A 17,794-nucleotide genomic window follows, 5' to 3' on the forward strand; every position below is an offset into this window, starting at 1 on the left:
GCCGGCGTCAACGCCGGCCTACTAACTACGATTTCCAACTAAAAATCTCTCCACCAAACCCGGGGCTTGACAATGCTCCGGGTCCTTGAACGTCCCCGGTTGCATCCGGTTCCGGCGACACCGGTGACGGCGAGTTTCGGCCAGACCCGGCAGGTCCCGCCGAACATGCCCATGATCACCTTTCAGCAGTCGCGCTACTCCGTCCCGCACACCCTGATGGGTCAGATGGTCTGGGTGCGCGGCACCGAGACGGAGGTGATCATCGTCCACGTCGGGGACGCCGGCCCGGTCGAGGTCGCCCGGCACAAGCTCACTCGCCCGGGGACCCCGGCGATCATTGACGCCCACTTCCCGCCGGCCCCTGCCGGCGCCCTGGACCGGGTGATCCGCCCGACCAACAAGGCCGAGGAAGAGTTCCTGGCCCTCGGCGCCGGTGCCGCGCTCTGGCTCAAGGAAGCTGCCGCCGCCGGAACCCAAAAGATCAGACACAAAATGGAACGTGCCGTCACCCTCGCCAAGGTCCTCGGCGACGACGAGGTCGACAAGGGCCTGGGAGCGGCCGCGGTGCACCAGCGCTTCACCCACGAGGACCTGCTCTCCATCGTCAACACCGGCGGTGGGACATGCCAGAACACCAGCACCACCCACACCGTCACCAACCAGGGCCAATGGCTGAGCCAAGGCACCAGCGGCTGGGCCAACTTCGGCACCACCCCCGCCACCACCAGTGATGAAGACTTTGAAGGAGTCATCGATGAGCACTAACACCATGACTGCGCCCCTGACCGACACGGCGGTAGAGAACGTGATCACGCTGATGCGCACGACCCGGATGCCGCACGCCCGCGCCGTAGTCGCCGACGTCCTGGCGACCGCGAAAGCCCAACGCTGGGACCCCACCGAAGTCGTCCGCGTCTTGCTCGAAGCCGAAGCCACGGGCAGGAACGCCTCGATGCTGGCCACCCGGCGCAAACGCGCCGGCTTTCCCACAGGGAAGACCTTCGACGTCTGGGACGAAGCGCTCTCCACCCTCCCGGCGGCCACGACCTCGTTCCTGCGCACCCTGGAATGGGTGCGGCGGCGTGAAAACCTGATCGCGTGCGGGCCCTCCGGCACCGGCAAGACCCTGCTCCTGGAAGCACTCGGCCAGCAGGCCATCGATCAGGGCATGTCCGTGTCCTGGCTCAGCATGGAAGACCTCGGCGCCCTCGTGCGCCGGCACCGCATCGATGACAGCGTCAACAAAGCCATCACCCGCGCCACCAACGTGGATCTAATTTGTATTGACGACATAGGCCTGCTGCCGGTCTCCGCCGACGCCGCCGAGGGCTTCTATCGGGTCGTGGAAGCCTCCTACGAGAAACGCTCCCTGGCGATCAGCTCAAACATCCACCCCTCAGGGTTCGATGAGCTCATGCCCAAAACCATCGCCACCGCGACCGTGGACCGGCTCCTCCACCACGCCCACCTCTGCCAAACCAGCGGCGAGTCCGTCCGGCTCATGCAAGCCCAAAATGGGAAAGGAACCCGCCCCATGAGCTAGCCCCAACCCCCCAGTCAGGCGCCTGCCCACCCAGCACGCCCCGGGCGCCTGACCCTGTCCAAAAATACTTGCCGCGACCGGTCAATCACCTGCCGCCAGCGGGCAAACCAACATGCCGCCAATGGTCATTTATAAGTTGCCGTTGACAACTGCGCCATCCGCTACCCTGATGCACATCCGGGGTCGCTACGCGACAGGTGGAACCCCGGCGTCGCCCGATATCGGGACGGGTTGCTTCTCTTCCAGCCGCAGAACTTCCAGGGAGACCCCAACCAGACGCCCATGGGTGAGCCCCGCGATCTGCGAATCGTGAACGTGAAGGGCCTCGTTGAGCCCGACGGAAAACGACCCGTAGAGCTTCGCCGGGGCTGGACAGTACTTGAGCTGGAGGCGGAAGGCGGCACAATGCATTTCGCGGCTGGAGAACCTGGGCGGAGTCTCTTGCAGGACAGGGCGCCCAGCTAGGCTCGCGCACTCGTCGATTCCGCCGATTGGTTGCGCGCTACTTCTGCCAGCAGCGTCTATCGCCTCGGTGCACTTCACCCTGCATCGCGACTCACTCAAAACTTGTTGCACACCGCCAGCACCTCTTGGGAGACACGCCCTAGGCCGGTAGCTTGGGCTGATGAACGAGAGGGAAGTCCGTCGTGCCGAAGCAGAAGACGCTCTGGGAATAGCCAAGGTGCATGTTCAGGCTTGGCAGGAAGCGTACGCGCATCTAGCACCACCTGAAGCTTTGGCCGCCCTGAACATCGAACGGAGGGCGCAACGCTGGGGCGACATCATCCGGGAGGGCAGGACAGCCGTCTGGGTGGCGCTGTATGGCGGTGAGATCGTCGGCTGGATGTCCGTTGGCCATGGGCGCGATGACGGTCCGCGACCAACTGAACTTGAGGGGCTGTATGTCCTCGCGAGCCACCATGGAACGGGAATAGGGCAACGGTTGATGGAAGCCGGTATTGGCACGGAGCCTGCCTATCTATGGATAGCTGCCGACAATCCCCGCGCACGAGCCTTCTACGAACGCAACAGCTTCGTTCCGGACGGCGAATCGGGTACGCACGAAATCGTTGGAACGCCGGTCGAGATAGTTCGCCTGGTTCGTTGAGTTTCTCCCGGGAGCAGCACCGGCGACTGACCACCGAGCAGAAGGAATGCCTGGTCGACGCCATCGACGCTGACCTTCAGGAAAACTACCAAGAAGTCGCATCCGTCGACCGTTGGTGGCGGGACTAGGCCACAATTGTGCAACGAGCCAACCTTCCAACGCTGTTGGGGGTGACATAGCGGCGTCGACGCGTGCAGGGTGGTAGGACACGTCGTTCAGATGGGGGGCTTCAATGACGAAAAACTCGCAGCTTGACGGGAGAGACAGCTCCGCTGTCTCCAACCGCTGGATACGTTTTCTAGGAACAGTCATTGCGATCGGTGTGTTTACCGCGGTCGCGGTCCATCTGGTGTGGCGAAATTTTGGTCGTGATGACTTCGCTCGCACCCCAGAGCTTGGCAGTCTGTTCCTTTACTGGTGGGCGTTCGGAGCGATCATTGGCGTCATTGCTTTCATCTTCGCGTTGAAATCGACAAGACCGACACCGTTGTTGGACTTCATCGGCGTATTCGCGCTCGCATCAACCATTGGTGTTGCTTTCGCCGCCAGTGACTTCTCCGCAGAGCGTCTCGGTCCCGCCACGCTCACAGTTCCGCTGCTGTTTCCTTTGGCACAGTTCCTCGTCTTGAGGCTCACGAAGCGGGCCGCCGAACCAGCGGCGTGGAATCTCAACACACCATCCGGAGGTAAGCGATGAGGGCTACACCATCTTCACTGGCGATAATGCTTCTACTGCCAGCGGCGCTGATGACCGGTTGCTCCCCGGATCAGGAAGCCGAAAGCCTGCCTGCCTTCGACTCGATCGAAGAAGCATTTGACGCCGTTGACGCAGTGCTCAGGTGTGAGGACAATCCCGTGGGAGACCCAATCGTTCCCATGGGCGATGGCGTTCCCCTCACCACCGAGCAAAGGCTCTGCGCGGAGCACGTTCAAGTTGACCTCTACCCGGATGAGGAATCGCTCCAGCAGGGCTTTGAGCTCTGGTCCGACTCAGGCCAAGGCGAAATTCAGCTTGTCCGCGGACGTAACTGGCTGGTGGTTGACGTCACCGACGTCGCAACCGGTGAGCCGAGCACCTGGGACATCGACGGCCTCGCCGCAGACCTTGGCGGCGAGTACACGGTGGCTGGCTGAAGACGCTCAGCCCTTCGGCTGGGCGTTGTCGCGCCTTGTAACGGTCAACATCAGGGTGATGAGGGCGAGCAGGCTGATGCCGTAGAGGATCCTGCTCCACGGGGCATGATCTCCGCCCGATGTTGCAAACGCGTCAGCGATACTCATTCCCGGATTGAAGGATGCGAAAAAGTAGGTGGGCGTGCCGAGTACGAGGATGACAAGAAACCAGCGGGCAATGGTCCAGGGGCGATCCGGGACCTTCAAAACGCCGTAGATGCCAACGGCGAGAGCCAGGGAGAACCCTATCGCTGCCCACACATAGACGTGGGCTTCCGCTAATGGTTCGTTTGCCGCCAACATGGCCGCCTTGATCTCATCAAGCGTCATTCCGGGAACAGCGGCCATCGGATTCCAGACGAGTATCTGCATCGCACCAGCCCATGCATAGGCAGCCGTGACGAGTACGCCGACGAGCACGATCGGCATCACACGGCGCTGCTGTCGATCCAGTAAATCCCCCATGGGAGCATCGTACGCGCGTCGGTTAGCCACACGCCTGCAGCGAACGGGCGTTGTCCGTGCTTATCTGGCAGGATCGTGGTAGCGGACGTCGAGGGGGAGGGTTTCCGAATGACTGAAGAGTGGTACAAGCAATTCGATCAGCGAATGTTTTCTTCAATCTCGAACTCGTGGCGCAAGCACAACCAGGCAGCCGGAAAGCGGCAGCGGCTCGTCGGATCCATTGCCGCCCTGATCGGCGTGTGTCTACTCATCCCGGGTGTCAGCCTGTACGTCGAGGTGGCGTACAAGGACGGCGACGGTGGGCTTGGCACCGCAATTCTCTTTATCGCCGCCGCTGTCGCCCTGCTGATCGCAGGCATGGTGCTCTCCTGCATGGGCTTCCTCAATGGAAGGAAAGCCGGGCGAAGGACCAGGACCTATGAGGACCTCGTCCCCTGAGACAAAAGCACCCGCTCCCTCGCTGACTCGGGGAACGGGTGCTTTTATACAGCGGACAGTTCCTACTCGGCGGCAGGCAGCTCGGCGTCCGGCGTTTCCTCGAGGTAAGTCGCCTTCCAGGCACCGTCGGAGTACACCACGGTGGCCGAGTAGATGGAGCCGGCCGGGTCGAACGGGCGCGTCTCTTCCGCCTCGCCTGCCTCGTTGAAGGCGGTGTAGGCATCCGGGTTGACCGGAATCATCGCATTAACCTCCACGCCCTCTGCGACCTCATCGGCTTCAGTCGTGATCAGGATCTGCTTCACCTTGGGCTGGCCGCCCAGGATCCAGCCGCCGTCGTCGTACCTGGCTTTGATAGCTTCCGCATCGGCGACCGCTGCCTCCGCGCCGTCCAGCGAAGCGAGCAACGGCTCTACATCGCCGGTCTGCTGAGCATAGGACTTCAGCTGAAAGACGTGGTGCAGGAACGCCTTGGCGCCTTCGGCGGTGGGTTCGCTCATCAGATCGTTGACCGCCGGCTCAGCGACGTTCTGTGCCGGTGCGGTCGAGCTTGCAGGAGTGGGCGCCGCATTGGACGGCGTGGCAGCGGACTCGGTGGACTCGCCGCAGCCGGTGAGGACAGCGAGGGCGACGGCGGCGGTGGCCGCAATCTTGATGGTCTTCATGGTCTCCCCAGGAAAGATGTTTGGTTGCGCCTGATTGGCGTCGACGCCCACCAGAATAGCTGTGGCCTGAGGCAACAAGCGCTGAACCGGGGGCTAACGTGCTGGAGATCACAGGAATCGCTGAGGATCGATGGGCGCATCGGTAGGCTGGTCTCACCACCCACTACCCGATGGAGGTCTGCCATGGGCGTCGCCCCCGAAGATGAAGTCGTACGGATCTGCCGCGAACTCATCCAGATTGATACCTCGAACTTCGGAGACAACGAAGGGCCAGGGGAGCGCAAAGCCGCCGAATATACGGCGGGCCTGATTGAAGAAGCCGGCCTGGAAGCGCAACTGTTCGAATCGGCTCCCGGACGGGCATCGGTGATCACCCGCATGTCCGGCAGCGAATCCAACCTTCCTGCTCTGGTGGTTCACGGCCACCTCGATGTCGTTCCTGCACAAAAGGAGGACTGGAGCGTCGATCCGTTCAGCGCCGAGGAACGCGACGGATTGATCTGGGGCAGGGGAGCGGTGGACATGAAGGACATGGACGCCATGATCCTTTCCGTCCTTCGGTCCATGCAGCGCGAGGGTACACAGCCGAAACGCGACCTCATCTTCGCCTTTTTCGCCGATGAGGAGGCCGGTGGAAACTACGGCGCTTCGTGGCTGGTCGACAACAAGCCCGAGTTGTTCGACGGCGCCACCGAAGCTATCTCGGAGGTCGGCGGCTTCTCGGCAACAATCGGCGGCCAGCGCACCTATCTCCTGCAGACGGCGGAGAAAGGTATTTCGTGGCTCCGTCTGGTGGCGCACGGGCGTGCCGGCCACGGTTCGCAAATCAATACCGATAACGCGGTCACCCAACTCGCCCGAGCTGTGGCGCGCATCGGCGGGCATCGGTGGCCAATCGAGCTGACCCCCACCACGCGCCAGTTCCTTGAAGGAGTCACCGAACTCACGGGAGTTGAATTCGACGCCGACAATCCCGACATCCTCCTGAAGGAACTTGGCACGGTTGCCCGGTTCGTTGGTGCAACGCTGCAAAACACTTCCAACCCGACAGTGGTGAAGGGCGGTTATAAGCACAACGTCATTCCGGGCAGTGCCGAGGCGCTTATCGATGTTCGCACTCTGCCCGGGCAGGAGGAGGAGGTTTTCGCCACCATCAAGTCCCTTGCGGGAGAGTCTGTGGACGTGAGCTACGCGCATAAGGATGTTTCCCTGGAAGTTCCGTTCGCCGGCAATCTGGTGGATCAGATGGTGGACTCCCTGCTGGCCGAAGATCCCGGTGCCAAGGTGCTTCCATACACACTCTCCGGGGGCACCGACAACAAGTCCCTCAGCCGTCTGGGTATCACCGGCTTCGGCTTTGCTCCGCTGCGTTTGCCGGACGATCTGGACTTCACCGGAATGTTCCATGGGGTGGATGAGCGCGTGCCGACGGACTCCCTTCGATTCGGTGCCCGTGTGCTCAACCGGTTGCTGACAAACAGCTGATGAGCTCCCTGCCCGAAGAGATTCTTCCTGTCGACCTCCTTGAACGGTTTCGCACACGCGCTGCCGACTACGACGCCCGCAACGTGTTCTGCCAGGAGGACTTCGACGAGCTGGCTTCGCGCGGCTACTTGCGTCTTTTTTGTTCAGAGCACGACGACGGCTCGGCTGTTGGCATGGCAGAAGCTGTTGCGTGCCAGCGCAGGTTGGCAACGGCCGCCCCTGCCACAGCCCTTGCCGTGAACATGCACCTTGTCTGGACCGCGGTGGCCAGGCTGGTCGAGAGGCTCGGCGACGACTCGCTCGGGTTTATCCTCGACGAGGCTGCCGCCGGTGAGGTGTTCGCTTTCGGGCTATCCGAGCCGGGCAACGATGCAGTGCTGTTCGATTCGAGGACAATCGCCGCGCGCCGAACGGATGGAGGCTACGCCTTTACCGGCACCAAGATCTTCACCAGCCTGTCGCCCGTATGGACGCGTCTTGGGATTTTCGGCAAGAGCGTGGATGAGGAGGGCGAAGAGCTGGTTCACGGTTTCGTCACACGTGGCTCGGCCGGCACGGAGATTCTGGAAGACTGGAACACGGTCGGCATGCGGGCAACTCAGTCGCACACAACCCGGTTGAACGGCGTCGTTGTTCCAGCGGAAAGAATTTTCCGGCATCTGCCCGTGGGTCCAAACAGGGACCCTCTTGTCTTCGCCATTTTCGCTGCGTTTGAGATGCTGATCAGCGCCGTCTACACCGGGATCGCGGACCGTGCGCTCGAGCTTGCGGTGCTCGCGGCGCATCAGCGGCCTCCGGGGATGGACGGGATACCCGCTGAATCCCGGCCGGCTGTGCGTTCAGCCGTGGCGGATGCTGCGCTGGGCTGGGACGCACTGGATTCCCACATCCGGCTGCTCGCCGCCGACCTCGATTCCGGCGTTGACCACGGGGACCGGTGGTTTGCCAGGCTGGTAGGAGCGAAAACCCATGCCACCGGGACTGCCCGCAAACTGGTGGACGCAGCTGTCCTCCTGTCCGGCGGAAGAGGATACTCCAACGACAGCGAAATCAGCCGTCTCTCGAGGGACGTGACTGCCGGTGCGTTTCACCCGTCAAACCTTGAGTCAGCACGCCGGACAGTTGCAACAGCCTGGCTCGGTCCGGATCCGCAGGTATGAGGCTTTGATCAAACTGTTCGCTGCACTCGAAGCACCTTGCGTCTGAGCCAGAACCGCCGGTTGCCTCCTATATAGATGCAGCTGCGCTCCAGTTCCCACTTGCCGTACTCGGCATGCTCGGTGAGGAGCTGACGTGCAGAAGAGAGTGGTTCACCGGCACTGACGGTCAGTACGAGATACTCGTACTGACGGCCATAGTCCCGTTTCCGAATGGCGGTTGAGTTCAGAAATTGTTCGCGCATTTCCCTCCAATTTGCTTCACTTTACCGATAACGTCTAGACCATGAGCATCGATCCGCGTGTCGCATTGCAATCGCTGGTTTCCGCACTGGAAGAACATCTCGCCGCTGCAGCATCACGCAGGGGAGACGATGATCCGGCGGTTGAAGCGGCCTACCTTTCGATCGCTGATTCCTTCGAAGCCTACGAGGAATCGCTGTATGACGCCTACGGAGAAGTGACTCCCCTGGTCATTTACGAAGATGACGAGGACGAAGCGGAAGAAGGGCAGGAAGCAGCCAGCGGTTCCTGACCTTTGAGTCGCCGGCCTTCCCTGTACTCGTGATCCAGCCGGTTACAGCGTCAGTGCGGGGTCGATACCTCATCCAGTACCTCGGATATCTGGGCGGGCAGCGGTGCCAACGAGCACCCCAACAGTTCCTTCAGCTGTGCGCCTGTTCGCGCTCCCAGCACGGCGGAAGCTACCGTCGGCCGCTGAAGCAGCCAGCGAAGCGCCACTTCGGCGGGTGTTAGCTCAAGACCCCGGGCTGCAGTGGAGACAGCCTCGGTGATGCGCGCCGCGCGGCCGGACAGGTACGGCTCCAGGTACTTCGCCCATTCATCAGATGCCGCACGTGAGTCGGCCGGCAGTTGTGAGCGGTATTTTCCGGTCAGTGCGCCGCGTCCAAGCGGTGCCCACGCGAGCGTGCCAACCCCAAGCGCCTTCGACGCCGGCAGCACTTCATCTTCGATCCGGCGGCTCAGCAGGGAATACTCTGTCTCATGAACGGACACCGGAAATCCGGCCGTCGCGCACAGCCGGGCGACTTCCCAGCCTGTGTAGTTGGTCACACCGACATAGCGGGCGCGCCCCGAACGGTAAGCGCACTCCAGCGCCGCCAGCGTCTCGTCAACGGGAACAATGCTGTCGGTCGACGGCGCCATCCAGAAATCGACGCTGTCCGTTCCAAGGCGGGCGAGCGAAGCATCGAGCGAATCGAGCAATCCCTTCCGCGAGGCGTCCAGGCAGCCCGCCGACCAGTGCCTCGGAATTCCGCCGGATACCGCCAGAACGACCTCAGAGCGCGCGACCACGTCGCCCAACAGCGATCCGAGCAAGGCCTCTGCCTGTCCGTCAGAGAACCGGGCGGCCGTGCTGACCAGTGTTCCTCCGGCCTCCACGAACAAGCGCAGCTGCTCACGTGCGGCTTCCTCATCGACGTCCATGCCCCAGGTCATCGTCCCCAGGCCGAGCACCGATACAAGCTGTCCGCTACCGCCCACATTTCGCCACTGCATATGCCTAATCGTACTGGCCGGGAACCGGCGCCGAACGTCAGCGAGCGCTGTGGCGTAAGGAGTCGCTAAAGGTCCGGCAGGTATTGGTGACGTAGGGTCTTATCTGTGAATTGGATCGAAGCGGCCGTCCTGGGCCTCGTTCAGGGCCTTACCGAATTCCTGCCAATCTCATCGAGTGCACACCTGCGGATCGTCGGGGAGCTTCTCCCGAGAGCCCAGGACCCGGGGGCAGCCTTCACCGCGATCACCCAACTTGGTACGGAAACCGCAGTGGTTGTCTATTTCTGGAAAGACATCCTGCGGATTATCCGGGCGTGGTTCGGTTCGCTCACCCGCAAGGTCCCGCGAGACGATCCGGATGCACGGATGGGATGGCTGGTGATCATCGGCAGCTTGCCCATCGTCATTCTCGGGTTGCTCTTCCAGGAACAAATCGAGAGCACGTTCCGCAGCATGTGGCTGGTGGCCACCATGTTGGTGGTTTTCGGCGTCATTCTCGCGATCGCCGATGCCGTTGGACGCCAGCGCCTGACCCTCGACCGGCTGACGTACAAGCATGGCATTCTGTACGGCCTGGCACAGGCGCTGGCCCTCATTCCGGGCGTCTCCCGCTCCGGTGGAACCATCACCGCCGGCCTGCTCATGGGTTACACCCGCGAGGCAGCCGCCCGCTACTCCTTCCTGCTGGCCATCCCCGCAGTCTTCGGCAGCGGACTGTATCAGCTCTACAAGAGCGCGGGAACGCCTGGCCCATACGGCGCCGTCGAAACCCTGCTGGCAACCGTCATTGCCTTCGCGGTCGGCTACCTCATCATCGGTTGGTTCCTGAAGTTTGTCTCCACCCGCAGCTATGGCGTTTTTGTCTGGTACCGCATCGCCCTCGGACTGGTGATCTTCCTGCTCCTCGGCTTCGGCGTCATCTCCGCGTAGCAGCGCCCGTCCCGCCGAAACGCCCCCCATCCAACCCCGTAAGGTAGAACAGTGATTTCCTGGAATTCTCGGACTGTTCCGGGCCTGCCCGGCAGCCCTCCGCCACTTCGTCTTTGGGACAGCGCTTCTGAACGCGTCATGGAATTGCCCGCTGAACCACGGCAGGGGCTGTATGTCTGCGGTATCACCCCGTATGACGCCACCCACATGGGCCACGCGGCCACCTACGTGGCGTTCGACCTGCTGAACCGGCTCTGGCGGGACGCGGGTTCCACAGTGGACTACGTCCAGAACGTAACCGATATCGATGACCCACTTCTGGAGCGCGCCAGCGCCACCAACGTCGACTGGATGGACCTCGCCCGGTCGCAGACGGATCTCTTCCGCACCGACATGGAAGCGTTGAATGTCCTGGCCCCCGCACACTACGTGGGAGCAGTTGAATCAATCGCAGCAATCGTTCCGGTAATCGAGGATCTGTTGAAGCGGAATCTCGCCTATCACGTGCCGGGATCTGCTGCCGATCCGGATGGAGACGTGTACTTCTCGGTCGACCGGGCGTCAGACCTTACAAGGGCCTCGGGTGCGGATCAGTGGAAGCCCGGATTTATCTCGCACCTGGGTGAGGATGAGATGGCTCCCATCTTTGCTGAACGCGGCGGAGATCCTGCCCGTCCCGGAAAACACAATCCCCTGGACCCACTGCTATGGCGCGTCGCCCGGCAGGGAGAGCCTTCGTGGGACGGAGCCTCTCTCGGCGCCGGACGGCCCGGGTGGCACATCGAGTGCTCGGTTATCGCGCTTCAGTACCTTCCCGCACCGTTTGCGGTTCAGGGTGGGGGATCGGACCTGACCTTCCCGCACCACGAAATGAGCTCGGGACATGCCCAGGCGATTTCGGGAGTGCCGCTTGCCCGCCACTACGCGCATGCAGGCATGGTGGGACTCGACGGCGAGAAAATGAGCAAGTCGAGGGGAAATCTGGTGCTTGTGTCGGCGCTGCGCGAAGCAGGCACCGACCCGGCGGCCATCCGCCTTGCTATCCTCGCCAACCACTACCGCTCTGACTGGTCATGGACCTCGCAGGGATTGGAGGCCGCGCACTCCCGGCTGGATGCGTGGCGTGCTGCACTCGCCACGGCGACGGTGGAATCCGTCGAGAATCTACTGGTATCAATGCGCGAGGCGCTCGCCGATGACCTCGACGCTCCGGCGGCCCTGCTCGCGGTGGACCGCTGGTGTACCGAGACGGCCCACCGGACGGGAACCGACGACGGAGCTCAACTCGCCGCCGACGCCTTCGATGCCCTGCTGGGTATCCGGCTGAAGGATTAGTCTTTCCGACGTTTCTTGAGGTAGCGCTCGAACTCACGGGCGATGGATTCGCCGCTCGCCTCGGGAAGATCGGCTGTGTCTTTCGCTTCCTCAAGCTGGCGTACGTACGCCGCAACCTCCGGATCCTCCGTGGACAATTCATCCACGCCGCGCTCCCACGCTTCGGCTTCCTCTGACAATGCATGCGTATCCAGGCCAACGTGCAGTAGCTCTTCAAGCCGGTTCAGCAGGGCAAGCTGCGCCTTGGGCGACGGCGATTGGCCGACGTAGTGGGGAACAGCTGCCCACATGGACAGCGTCGGGATGTCGGCGAGCTGGCCCACCTCCGCCAGTACCCCCACTATCCCGATCGGCCCCTCGTAGCTGGAGGATTCAACATTGAGCGACTCACGAATCAGGTCGTCGTCGGAGGAAACAGTGACCGGAATGGGACGGGTGTGCGGTACGTCCGCGAGCAGCGCTCCGACAAGCACAAGACAATCCACCTCCAGTTCCTTCGCCATCCCCACAAGCTCTGCGGTGTACGCACGCCACTTATAGGAGGGTTCAACTCCGTGGACGAGGATCACATCAAGATTGCTCCCCGGAACCGAGGCCCTGCTGATTCGGGTTGTCGGCCACTTAATGCGACGGTGGCCGGAACTGTTGCGCTTGATAACAGGCCGGGTGAACTGGAAGTCGTAGAACTCATCGGCATCAATAGTCGAAATTCTCTCTCCGCCCCACTGCTTGCCGAGAACCTTAAGGGCATCGCTCGCAGCTTCGCCCGCGTCGTTCCATCCCTCGAACGCCGCGAGCATGACCGTCACCCTGCGCCCGGCGTCCCCTGCCGAAAATATCCCGGGAAGGCCGTCAGGAACGCCCTGAGTCTGGTTTTCTTCGAACGTACTCACCGTTTCACCCTAAACCTCCGCCGCTGCGGTGTCAGGCGCACCAATCCCGCTTCGCGCTAAGCGGACCCGACGGGCGCCTGCACGAGACGCCGTCTAAGTGGTTTAGGGCCCGTAGACTTGGGGCATGGTCACCCCTCTCAGCTATACCGCTGTGCCCTCGGAATATGGATATCATCCCGAACCCGACGCGTCTCCGGAACCCGCTCTTCAGGCGGTGTTGTGGGACATGGACGGCACCATCGTGGATACCGAGCCATACTGGATCGAGGCAGAGTACCGGCTGGTAGCCGCGCACGGCGGTTCCTGGTCGGAAGAACAGGCGGAGGGTCTTGTAGGCCAGGCGCTTACGTTCTCAGCCGGCGTACTGCAGGCAGCCGGAGTGGAACTCAGCGTGCGCGAAATTATCGATACCCTCACGGAACAGGTGACCGCGAGAGTGCGGGAGTCAGTGCCGTGGCGGCCCGGTGCGCGCGAACTCCTGCTCGCCCTTCGTGAGCGGGGAATTCCCTGCGCGATGGTCACGATGTCGGAGCAGCAGCTAGCTCTCGAAGTGGCACGCCATCTGCCGGACGGAACCTTCGAGCTACTCGTCACAGGCGATCGCGTAGCCAAGGGAAAGCCTCATCCGGAGGCTTACGAGACGGCTTTCGATGAGCTGTCGAAAACCCGCCCGCTGCGCAAGGAATGCGTCGTCGCTATAGAAGATTCCCTACCCGGCGTGACCTCTGCGAGAGCGTCGGGCGTTGTGACCTTGGGAGTCCCCCACTTTGTTGCCCTGCCTCCTGATTCCTCAGACCACCAGTGGCCCAGCCTCGCCGATCGCAGTGTGCAGGATCTGGAGAACCTGGTCCAATCACACGCCGGTCACCCGGAAGACGGCAGGGTAACTGCGTGAACAGGTCCCGCGGGCCCGTGACCACCCGGCAAGACGGCATACCGCTGGGGCGTATCCTCGGCATCCCCGTCGTTCTGGCGTGGTCCTGGTTCATCATCGCGGCTTTTGTCGTCATTGTCTTTGGACCACAGGTCGCTGACCTGTACCCCGCCCTCGGCCTGGGCGCATACGGTATCGCCCTCGCCTATGCCGTACTACTCGCGGCCTCTGTCCTTATACACGAACTCGCCCATGCGCTCTCCGCCCGCAAATTCGGATGGCCGACGGCGCGCATCGTCCTGAATCTCTGGGGCGGACATACCCAGTTCGAGAATTTCGCCGCAAGCCCCGGCAGATCGCTGATCGTTGCGCTTGCAGGTCCGGCGGCCAACTTTGTCCTTGCCCTCACCGGCTGGGGAGCACTATTACTGATAGATCCGTCAGGGGTAACCAACCTCCTCGCGAATATTCTCATCTGGGCGAACTTCCTCGTCGCAGCGTTCAATGTCCTGCCGGGTCTGCCCCTGGACGGCGGACGCATCGTCGAATCCGCTGTCTGGAGAGCCACCGGCAGCCAGGAGAAGGGCACCGTGGCCGCCGGCTGGACCGGGCGGGTCATCGCTGTTCTCCTCGTCGCAGCCGTCGTGGTCGTGCCGTTCCTGATCGGCACACAACCCAGCGCGGTCACGGTCATTGTCGCCGTCGTCATGGGTGGTTTTCTCTGGCTGGGAGCCAGTTCCGCGATTGCCAACGCGCAGATGCGGCTACGGCTGCCGGAGGTCAGTGCCGGCCGACTGAAGCGGCCCGCTGTGGGCGTGCTCGCTGGAACGTCGGTGCAGCAGGTCAAGCGGCTACTCGCGGACCGGCCGGGAGTCGATATCGTCTTGACCGATCCGAACGGTCTTCCTGAGGCGATCGTGGACCGCGAGGCGCTGACAGCCGTTCCCGATTCGCAGGCCGAGGCAACGCCCGCCAACGCCGTTGCCCGCGCCCTCGCGCCCGGTGCCTATGTTCCGGAATTCGCCGAAGGCCAGGAACTGGTGCAGTACCTCGCCCGGCTCGCCGGCAGCGAGTATGCGGTGACCGACAGGCAGGGCACCGTGACCGGCGTCCTGCACCAGTCCGTAGTCGTCGCGGCTATCACGGGCCGTCCCCAAACAGGCAGCAACTGACCCTTAGGCACGAGGACGCCCGCAGGCTGCCTCAGCAGAACCACCGGAGGACCTTATGAACGGCAGCCAGTTCGAAACCGATACTGAGCACCAGCCGCAGGCGCCCGCTCCTGCGCAGCAGCCGCACGGAGCGGCAGCGCGGCGTGGGCCCCTGCGGCCCGGTGAGCGCGTGCAGCTCACCGACGAAAAGGGCAGGATGAACACGATCACCCTTACTCCCGGTGGTGCCTTCCATACCCACAAGGGATTCCTCAACCATGACCAGGTAATCGGAGTGTCCGAGGGAACGATAGTCACCAACACCACAGGCTCGCAATACCAGGCCCTGCGCCCGCTGCTCTCCGATTTCGTGCTTTCGATGCCGCGGGGAGCGGCCGTCGTGTATCCGAAGGATGCCGGCCAGATCGTCACCATGGCCGATATCTTTCCCGGTGCACGCGTGGTGGAAGCCGGTGTCGGCTCCGGAGCACTGTCAATCTCCCTGTTGCGTGCAGTCGGCGACGACGGTTACCTCCACTCGTTCGAGCGAAGGGAGGAGTTCGCCGACATCGCCAAGGGAAACGTCGAAACGATCTTCGGAGGCCCACACCCCGCATGGCAGATCACGCTGGGGGACTTCCAGGAGCAGGTACTGGAAACCGAGGAAGCAGGAAGCGTAGACCGCGTGGTGCTGGACATGCTTGCACCCTGGGAGTGCCTTGACGCCGTCGCCACCGTGCTCGCAGCGGGTGGGGTCTGGATCAGCTATGTGGCCACGGTGACGCAACTGTCCCGCACGGCCGAGGCGATCCGTGCGGACGGGCGTTTCACCGAGCCGGGTGCCTGGGAGTCGATGGTGCGCGGGTGGCACCTCGAAGGCCTGGCTGTCCGCCCCGACCACCGGATGGTTGCCCATACGGGCTTCCTGCTCACCACCCGCCGCCTCGCGCACGGGGTGACCGGTATCAGCACGAAGCGCAGGCCGTCCAAGACCGGCTTCAGTGAAGAGGACCTCAACGCGTGGACACCGCAAGCGGTAGGGGAGCGGGCTGTGTCTGACAAGCGTTTGCGGCGCGTAGCTCGTGATGCCAGCTCGACGATCCAGCGCGGCGCTCTTTCTCCCGAGGAAGCACAGGCGCGACGCGAATCCGAGGCAGGCGAACACGGCAACTGACAGGAATCGGCCGAAGGTGACGAAGTCATCACTTTCGGCCTAATCCAATGAGCACTGCGCTATGGTCAAAAGGTAACGCAACAGACAACGGTGAAGGTGGCGATCGCGTTGGATACCTCAAATAACGACTCCGGAACGCCCCATCCCGTGCCCGATTCCGCACGGATTCCCGCCGACGGGCAAGTCGCGGTTGCCCAGCGTCAGATCAACGTACTACGCGACAAGCTGCGGCACATCGACCGGCAACTGGCAGCGGCCACGCAGAACAACTCGAAGCTTGTCACCGCGCTGGAGGCTGCCCGCACCGAGATCGTGCGGTTGAAAGCGGCCCTGGAGAAGGAAGGTGCCGCGCCCTTCAGTTTCGCGACGGTCATCGAAGTGAACGGGCGGACTTCCTCCGCAGGTCCAAATGGGGGGCAGGCTGCGCTGCAGGACAGCGCGGATATCTTCCAATCGGGCAGGAAACTCAGGGTTGCCGTCAGCCCGCTCATCAACGTAGACGAACTCCAAGCCGGGCAGGAGGTCCTGCTCAACGAATCCCTGACGATCATTGCGGCGCTCTCCTTTGAGCGTGCCGGTGAACTTGTGACCGTCAAGGAACTCCTGGGCAGCGACAGGGTACTCGTGATCGGCCGGGCTGACGAAGAGCGCGTGGTCCGTCTGAGCGGACCGCTGCAACGGCAGAAGATCCGGGTCGGCGACGCCCTGTCGGTCGACAACCGAACCGGTTATGCCCTGGAAAAGATCGCACGCAGCGAGGTCGAGAACCTCGTTCTCGAGGAGGTTCCGGACATTGCTTACGAGGACATCGGAGGGCTGGGGCCGCAGATCGAGCAGATCCGCGATGCTGTCGAGCTGCCGTTCCTCCATCCTGATCTGTACCGCGAACATGGGCTGAAGGCGCCCAAGGGGATCCTGCTTTACGGGCCGCCGGGGTGCGGTAAGACCCTCATCGCCAAGGCCGTGGCCAACTCGCTGGCCGCGAGGGCGATCGAGCGCACCGGCTCGGAGGAAACCCGCAGTTATTTCCTCAACATCAAGGGTCCGGAGCTGCTGGACAAATATGTTGGTGAAACCGAACGCCATATCCGGCTGATCTTTGCCAGAGCCAGGGAGAAGGCGTCGGACGGCTCGCCCGTGGTCGTGTTCTTCGACGAAATGGATTCGCTGTTTCGAACACGTGGGACGGGAGTTTCTTCAGATGTCGAGACCACCATCGTGCCGCAGCTGCTCAGCGAGATCGACGGTGTTGAGAAGCTTGAGAACGTTATCGTCATCGGTGCGTCCAACCGCGAGGACATGATCGACCCGGCCATCCTCCGGCCGGGGCGTCTGGACGTCAAAATCAAGATTCACCGTCCTGATGCAGAGGGCGCTGCGGAGATCTTCGCGAAGTATGTCACCGGGAATCTGCCGCTGCACCGCGAGGATCTGGCCGAGCACGGCGGTAACGTTGCGGCCACCATCCAGGAGATGATCCGCCGCACGGTGGAGAAGATGTATTCGACGGAGAAGTCCAACGAATACCTCGAAGTCACGTACGCCAACGGTGACACGGAGATGCTCTACTTCAAGGATTTCAACTCCGGCGCCGTCATTCAGAATGTGGTGGACCGGGCGAAGAAGAGCGCCATCAAGGACCTACTGCTGAATGGGCAGAAAGGCCTGCGTATCGACCACCTGCTGCAGGCTGTAGTGGACGAGTTCCGCGAGCATGAGGACATGCCCAACACCACCAATCCGGACGACTGGGCCCGGATTTCGGGCAAGAAGGGTGAGCGGATCACGTACATTCGCACCATCGTCCAGGGCAAGGCGGGGCAGGAGCCGGGCAAAACAATTGAAACCGCGGCCAACACAGGGCAGTATCTGTGACGGAAAC

21 protein-coding genes are annotated in these 17,794 nt (G+C 62.5%); 16 read left to right on the top strand and 5 right to left on the bottom strand.

Annotated features, from left to right (window positions below):
* Positions 1–66 precede the first annotated feature (66 nt).
* From Q0877_RS15575 to Q0877_RS15600, 6 genes are all read left to right on the top strand, one after another.
* Positions 67–765, top strand: coding sequence for a Mu transposase domain-containing protein (locus Q0877_RS15575; RefSeq protein WP_299169491.1), 699 nt, complete (start codon positions 67–69; stop codon positions 763–765).
* On the top strand, positions 755–1,543 hold the full coding sequence (gene istB / locus Q0877_RS15580; protein WP_299169493.1) for an IS21-like element helper ATPase IstB: 789 nt from the start codon (positions 755–757) through the stop codon (positions 1,541–1,543). The genes Q0877_RS15575 and istB overlap by 11 nt, the downstream gene beginning before the upstream one ends.
* Positions 1,544–2,168: 625 nt before the next feature.
* A complete protein-coding gene (locus tag Q0877_RS15585) occupies positions 2,169–2,651 on the top strand; it encodes a GNAT family N-acetyltransferase (RefSeq protein ID WP_299169494.1) in 483 nt (160 codons plus the stop codon).
* Complete coding sequence (locus Q0877_RS15590; protein WP_299169495.1) at positions 2,648–2,779, top strand: hypothetical protein; 132 nt, start codon at positions 2,648–2,650, stop codon at positions 2,777–2,779. Before Q0877_RS15585 ends, Q0877_RS15590 begins: the two co-directional genes overlap by 4 nt.
* 104 nt (positions 2,780–2,883) lie before the next feature.
* A complete protein-coding gene (locus Q0877_RS15595; RefSeq protein WP_299169498.1) occupies positions 2,884–3,348 on the top strand; it encodes a hypothetical protein in 465 nt (154 codons plus the stop codon).
* Positions 3,349–3,374: 26 nt separating this feature from the next.
* Entirely contained in the window at positions 3,375–3,785 is a 411-nt protein-coding gene (locus tag Q0877_RS15600) for a hypothetical protein (protein WP_299169500.1), read from the top strand.
* Between the two features lie 6 nt (positions 3,786–3,791).
* Here the strand turns inward: Q0877_RS15600 and Q0877_RS15605 are convergent, their stop codons facing one another.
* Positions 3,792–4,289 carry a hypothetical protein gene (locus Q0877_RS15605; RefSeq protein ID WP_299169503.1) on the bottom strand — a complete coding sequence of 166 codons (498 nt, stop codon included), beginning with the start codon at positions 4,287–4,289 and terminating at the stop codon, positions 3,792–3,794.
* Between the two features lie 108 nt (positions 4,290–4,397).
* Here Q0877_RS15605 and Q0877_RS15610 point away from each other — a divergent pair, with 108 nt between their 5' ends.
* Entirely contained in the window at positions 4,398–4,727 is a 330-nt protein-coding gene (locus Q0877_RS15610; protein ID WP_299169506.1) for a hypothetical protein, read from the top strand.
* 62 nt (positions 4,728–4,789) lie between these two features.
* Here the strand turns inward: Q0877_RS15610 and Q0877_RS15615 are convergent, their stop codons facing one another.
* On the bottom strand, positions 4,790–5,392 hold the full coding sequence (locus Q0877_RS15615; RefSeq protein WP_299169509.1) for a DUF6318 family protein: 603 nt from the start codon (positions 5,390–5,392) through the stop codon (positions 4,790–4,792).
* A 183-nt stretch (positions 5,393–5,575) separates the two neighbouring features.
* On the opposite strand from Q0877_RS15615, the gene Q0877_RS15620 reads away from it, so the two are divergent.
* Positions 5,576–6,877 (top strand): M20/M25/M40 family metallo-hydrolase, encoded by a 1,302-nt coding sequence (locus Q0877_RS15620; RefSeq protein WP_299169512.1) that lies wholly within the window; start codon positions 5,576–5,578, stop codon positions 6,875–6,877.
* Positions 6,877–8,037 (top strand): acyl-CoA dehydrogenase family protein, encoded by a 1,161-nt coding sequence (locus tag Q0877_RS15625; protein WP_299169515.1) that lies wholly within the window; start codon positions 6,877–6,879, stop codon positions 8,035–8,037. The genes Q0877_RS15620 and Q0877_RS15625 overlap by 1 nt, the downstream gene beginning before the upstream one ends.
* 8 nt (positions 8,038–8,045) lie before the next feature.
* On the opposite strand, the gene Q0877_RS15630 is transcribed toward Q0877_RS15625, so the two are convergent.
* Positions 8,046–8,279, bottom strand: coding sequence for a DUF5703 family protein (locus Q0877_RS15630; protein WP_299169518.1), 234 nt, complete (start codon positions 8,277–8,279; stop codon positions 8,046–8,048).
* 41 nt (positions 8,280–8,320) lie between these two features.
* Between Q0877_RS15630 and Q0877_RS15635 the strand changes: the two genes are divergently transcribed.
* Positions 8,321–8,569: a hypothetical protein gene (locus tag Q0877_RS15635; RefSeq protein ID WP_299169520.1), complete on the top strand. Its 249-nt coding sequence runs from the start codon at positions 8,321–8,323 to the stop codon at positions 8,567–8,569.
* A 50-nt stretch (positions 8,570–8,619) separates the two neighbouring features.
* Here Q0877_RS15635 and Q0877_RS15640 read toward each other — a convergent pair whose 3' ends face one another.
* Positions 8,620–9,555: an aldo/keto reductase gene (locus tag Q0877_RS15640; protein ID WP_299169522.1), complete on the bottom strand. Its 936-nt coding sequence runs from the start codon at positions 9,553–9,555 to the stop codon at positions 8,620–8,622.
* Between the two features lie 105 nt (positions 9,556–9,660).
* Between Q0877_RS15640 and Q0877_RS15645 the strand changes: the two genes are divergently transcribed.
* Positions 9,661–10,485 (top strand): undecaprenyl-diphosphate phosphatase, encoded by an 825-nt coding sequence (locus Q0877_RS15645; protein ID WP_299169525.1) that lies wholly within the window; start codon positions 9,661–9,663, stop codon positions 10,483–10,485.
* Positions 10,486–10,536: 51 nt separating this feature from the next.
* Positions 10,537–11,820 carry a cysteine--1-D-myo-inosityl 2-amino-2-deoxy-alpha-D-glucopyranoside ligase gene (gene mshC, locus Q0877_RS15650; protein WP_299169527.1) on the top strand — a complete coding sequence of 428 codons (1,284 nt, stop codon included), beginning with the start codon at positions 10,537–10,539 and terminating at the stop codon, positions 11,818–11,820.
* Here the strand turns inward: mshC and Q0877_RS15655 are convergent.
* A complete protein-coding gene (locus Q0877_RS15655; protein ID WP_299169594.1) occupies positions 11,817–12,659 on the bottom strand; it encodes a proteasome assembly chaperone family protein in 843 nt (280 codons plus the stop codon). The two genes, mshC and Q0877_RS15655, sit on opposite strands and share 4 nt — an antisense overlap.
* A 178-nt stretch (positions 12,660–12,837) precedes the next feature.
* Between Q0877_RS15655 and Q0877_RS15660 the strand changes: the two genes are divergently transcribed.
* From Q0877_RS15660 to arc, 4 genes are all read left to right on the top strand, one after another.
* On the top strand, positions 12,838–13,608 hold the full coding sequence (locus Q0877_RS15660) for an HAD family phosphatase (RefSeq protein ID WP_299169529.1): 771 nt from the start codon (positions 12,838–12,840) through the stop codon (positions 13,606–13,608).
* Positions 13,609–13,625: 17 nt separating this feature from the next.
* The gene (locus tag Q0877_RS15665) at positions 13,626–14,759 is read left to right on the top strand and encodes a site-2 protease family protein (protein WP_299169532.1); all 1,134 of its coding nucleotides are present in this window, start codon (positions 13,626–13,628) and stop codon (positions 14,757–14,759) included.
* A 55-nt stretch (positions 14,760–14,814) separates the two neighbouring features.
* Positions 14,815–15,912: a tRNA (adenine-N1)-methyltransferase gene (locus tag Q0877_RS15670; protein ID WP_299169534.1), complete on the top strand. Its 1,098-nt coding sequence runs from the start codon at positions 14,815–14,817 to the stop codon at positions 15,910–15,912.
* Positions 15,913–16,059: 147 nt separating this feature from the next.
* Entirely contained in the window at positions 16,060–17,787 is a 1,728-nt protein-coding gene (gene arc / locus Q0877_RS15675; RefSeq protein ID WP_299169595.1) for a proteasome ATPase, read from the top strand.
* Positions 17,788–17,794: the final 7 nt, after the last annotated feature.

The organism is uncultured Arthrobacter sp. (assembly GCF_947495145.1).
GTDB lineage: Bacteria > Actinomycetota > Actinomycetes > Actinomycetales > Micrococcaceae > Arthrobacter_D.

Coding starts and splice junctions, on each gene's coding strand:
- istB (WP_299169493.1), top strand. CDS start 755: ATGAGCACTAACACCATGACTGCGCCCCTGACCGACACGGCGGTAGAG.
- Q0877_RS15585 (WP_299169494.1), top strand. CDS start 2,169: ATGAACGAGAGGGAAGTCCGTCGTGCCGAAGCAGAAGACGCTCTGGGA.
- Q0877_RS15595 (WP_299169498.1), top strand. CDS start 2,884: ATGACGAAAAACTCGCAGCTTGACGGGAGAGACAGCTCCGCTGTCTCC.
- Q0877_RS15600 (WP_299169500.1), top strand. CDS start 3,375: ATGCTTCTACTGCCAGCGGCGCTGATGACCGGTTGCTCCCCGGATCAG.
- Q0877_RS15605 (WP_299169503.1), bottom strand. CDS start 4,289: ATGGGGGATTTACTGGATCGACAGCAGCGCCGTGTGATGCCGATCGTG.
- Q0877_RS15610 (WP_299169506.1), top strand. CDS start 4,398: ATGACTGAAGAGTGGTACAAGCAATTCGATCAGCGAATGTTTTCTTCA.
- Q0877_RS15615 (WP_299169509.1), bottom strand. CDS start 5,392: ATGAAGACCATCAAGATTGCGGCCACCGCCGCCGTCGCCCTCGCTGTC.
- Q0877_RS15620 (WP_299169512.1), top strand. CDS start 5,576: ATGGGCGTCGCCCCCGAAGATGAAGTCGTACGGATCTGCCGCGAACTC.
- Q0877_RS15625 (WP_299169515.1), top strand. CDS start 6,877: ATGAGCTCCCTGCCCGAAGAGATTCTTCCTGTCGACCTCCTTGAACGG.
- Q0877_RS15630 (WP_299169518.1), bottom strand. CDS start 8,279: ATGCGCGAACAATTTCTGAACTCAACCGCCATTCGGAAACGGGACTAT.
- Q0877_RS15635 (WP_299169520.1), top strand. CDS start 8,321: ATGAGCATCGATCCGCGTGTCGCATTGCAATCGCTGGTTTCCGCACTG.
- Q0877_RS15640 (WP_299169522.1), bottom strand. CDS start 9,555: ATGCAGTGGCGAAATGTGGGCGGTAGCGGACAGCTTGTATCGGTGCTC.
- Q0877_RS15660 (WP_299169529.1), top strand. CDS start 12,838: ATGGTCACCCCTCTCAGCTATACCGCTGTGCCCTCGGAATATGGATAT.
- Q0877_RS15670 (WP_299169534.1), top strand. CDS start 14,815: ATGAACGGCAGCCAGTTCGAAACCGATACTGAGCACCAGCCGCAGGCG.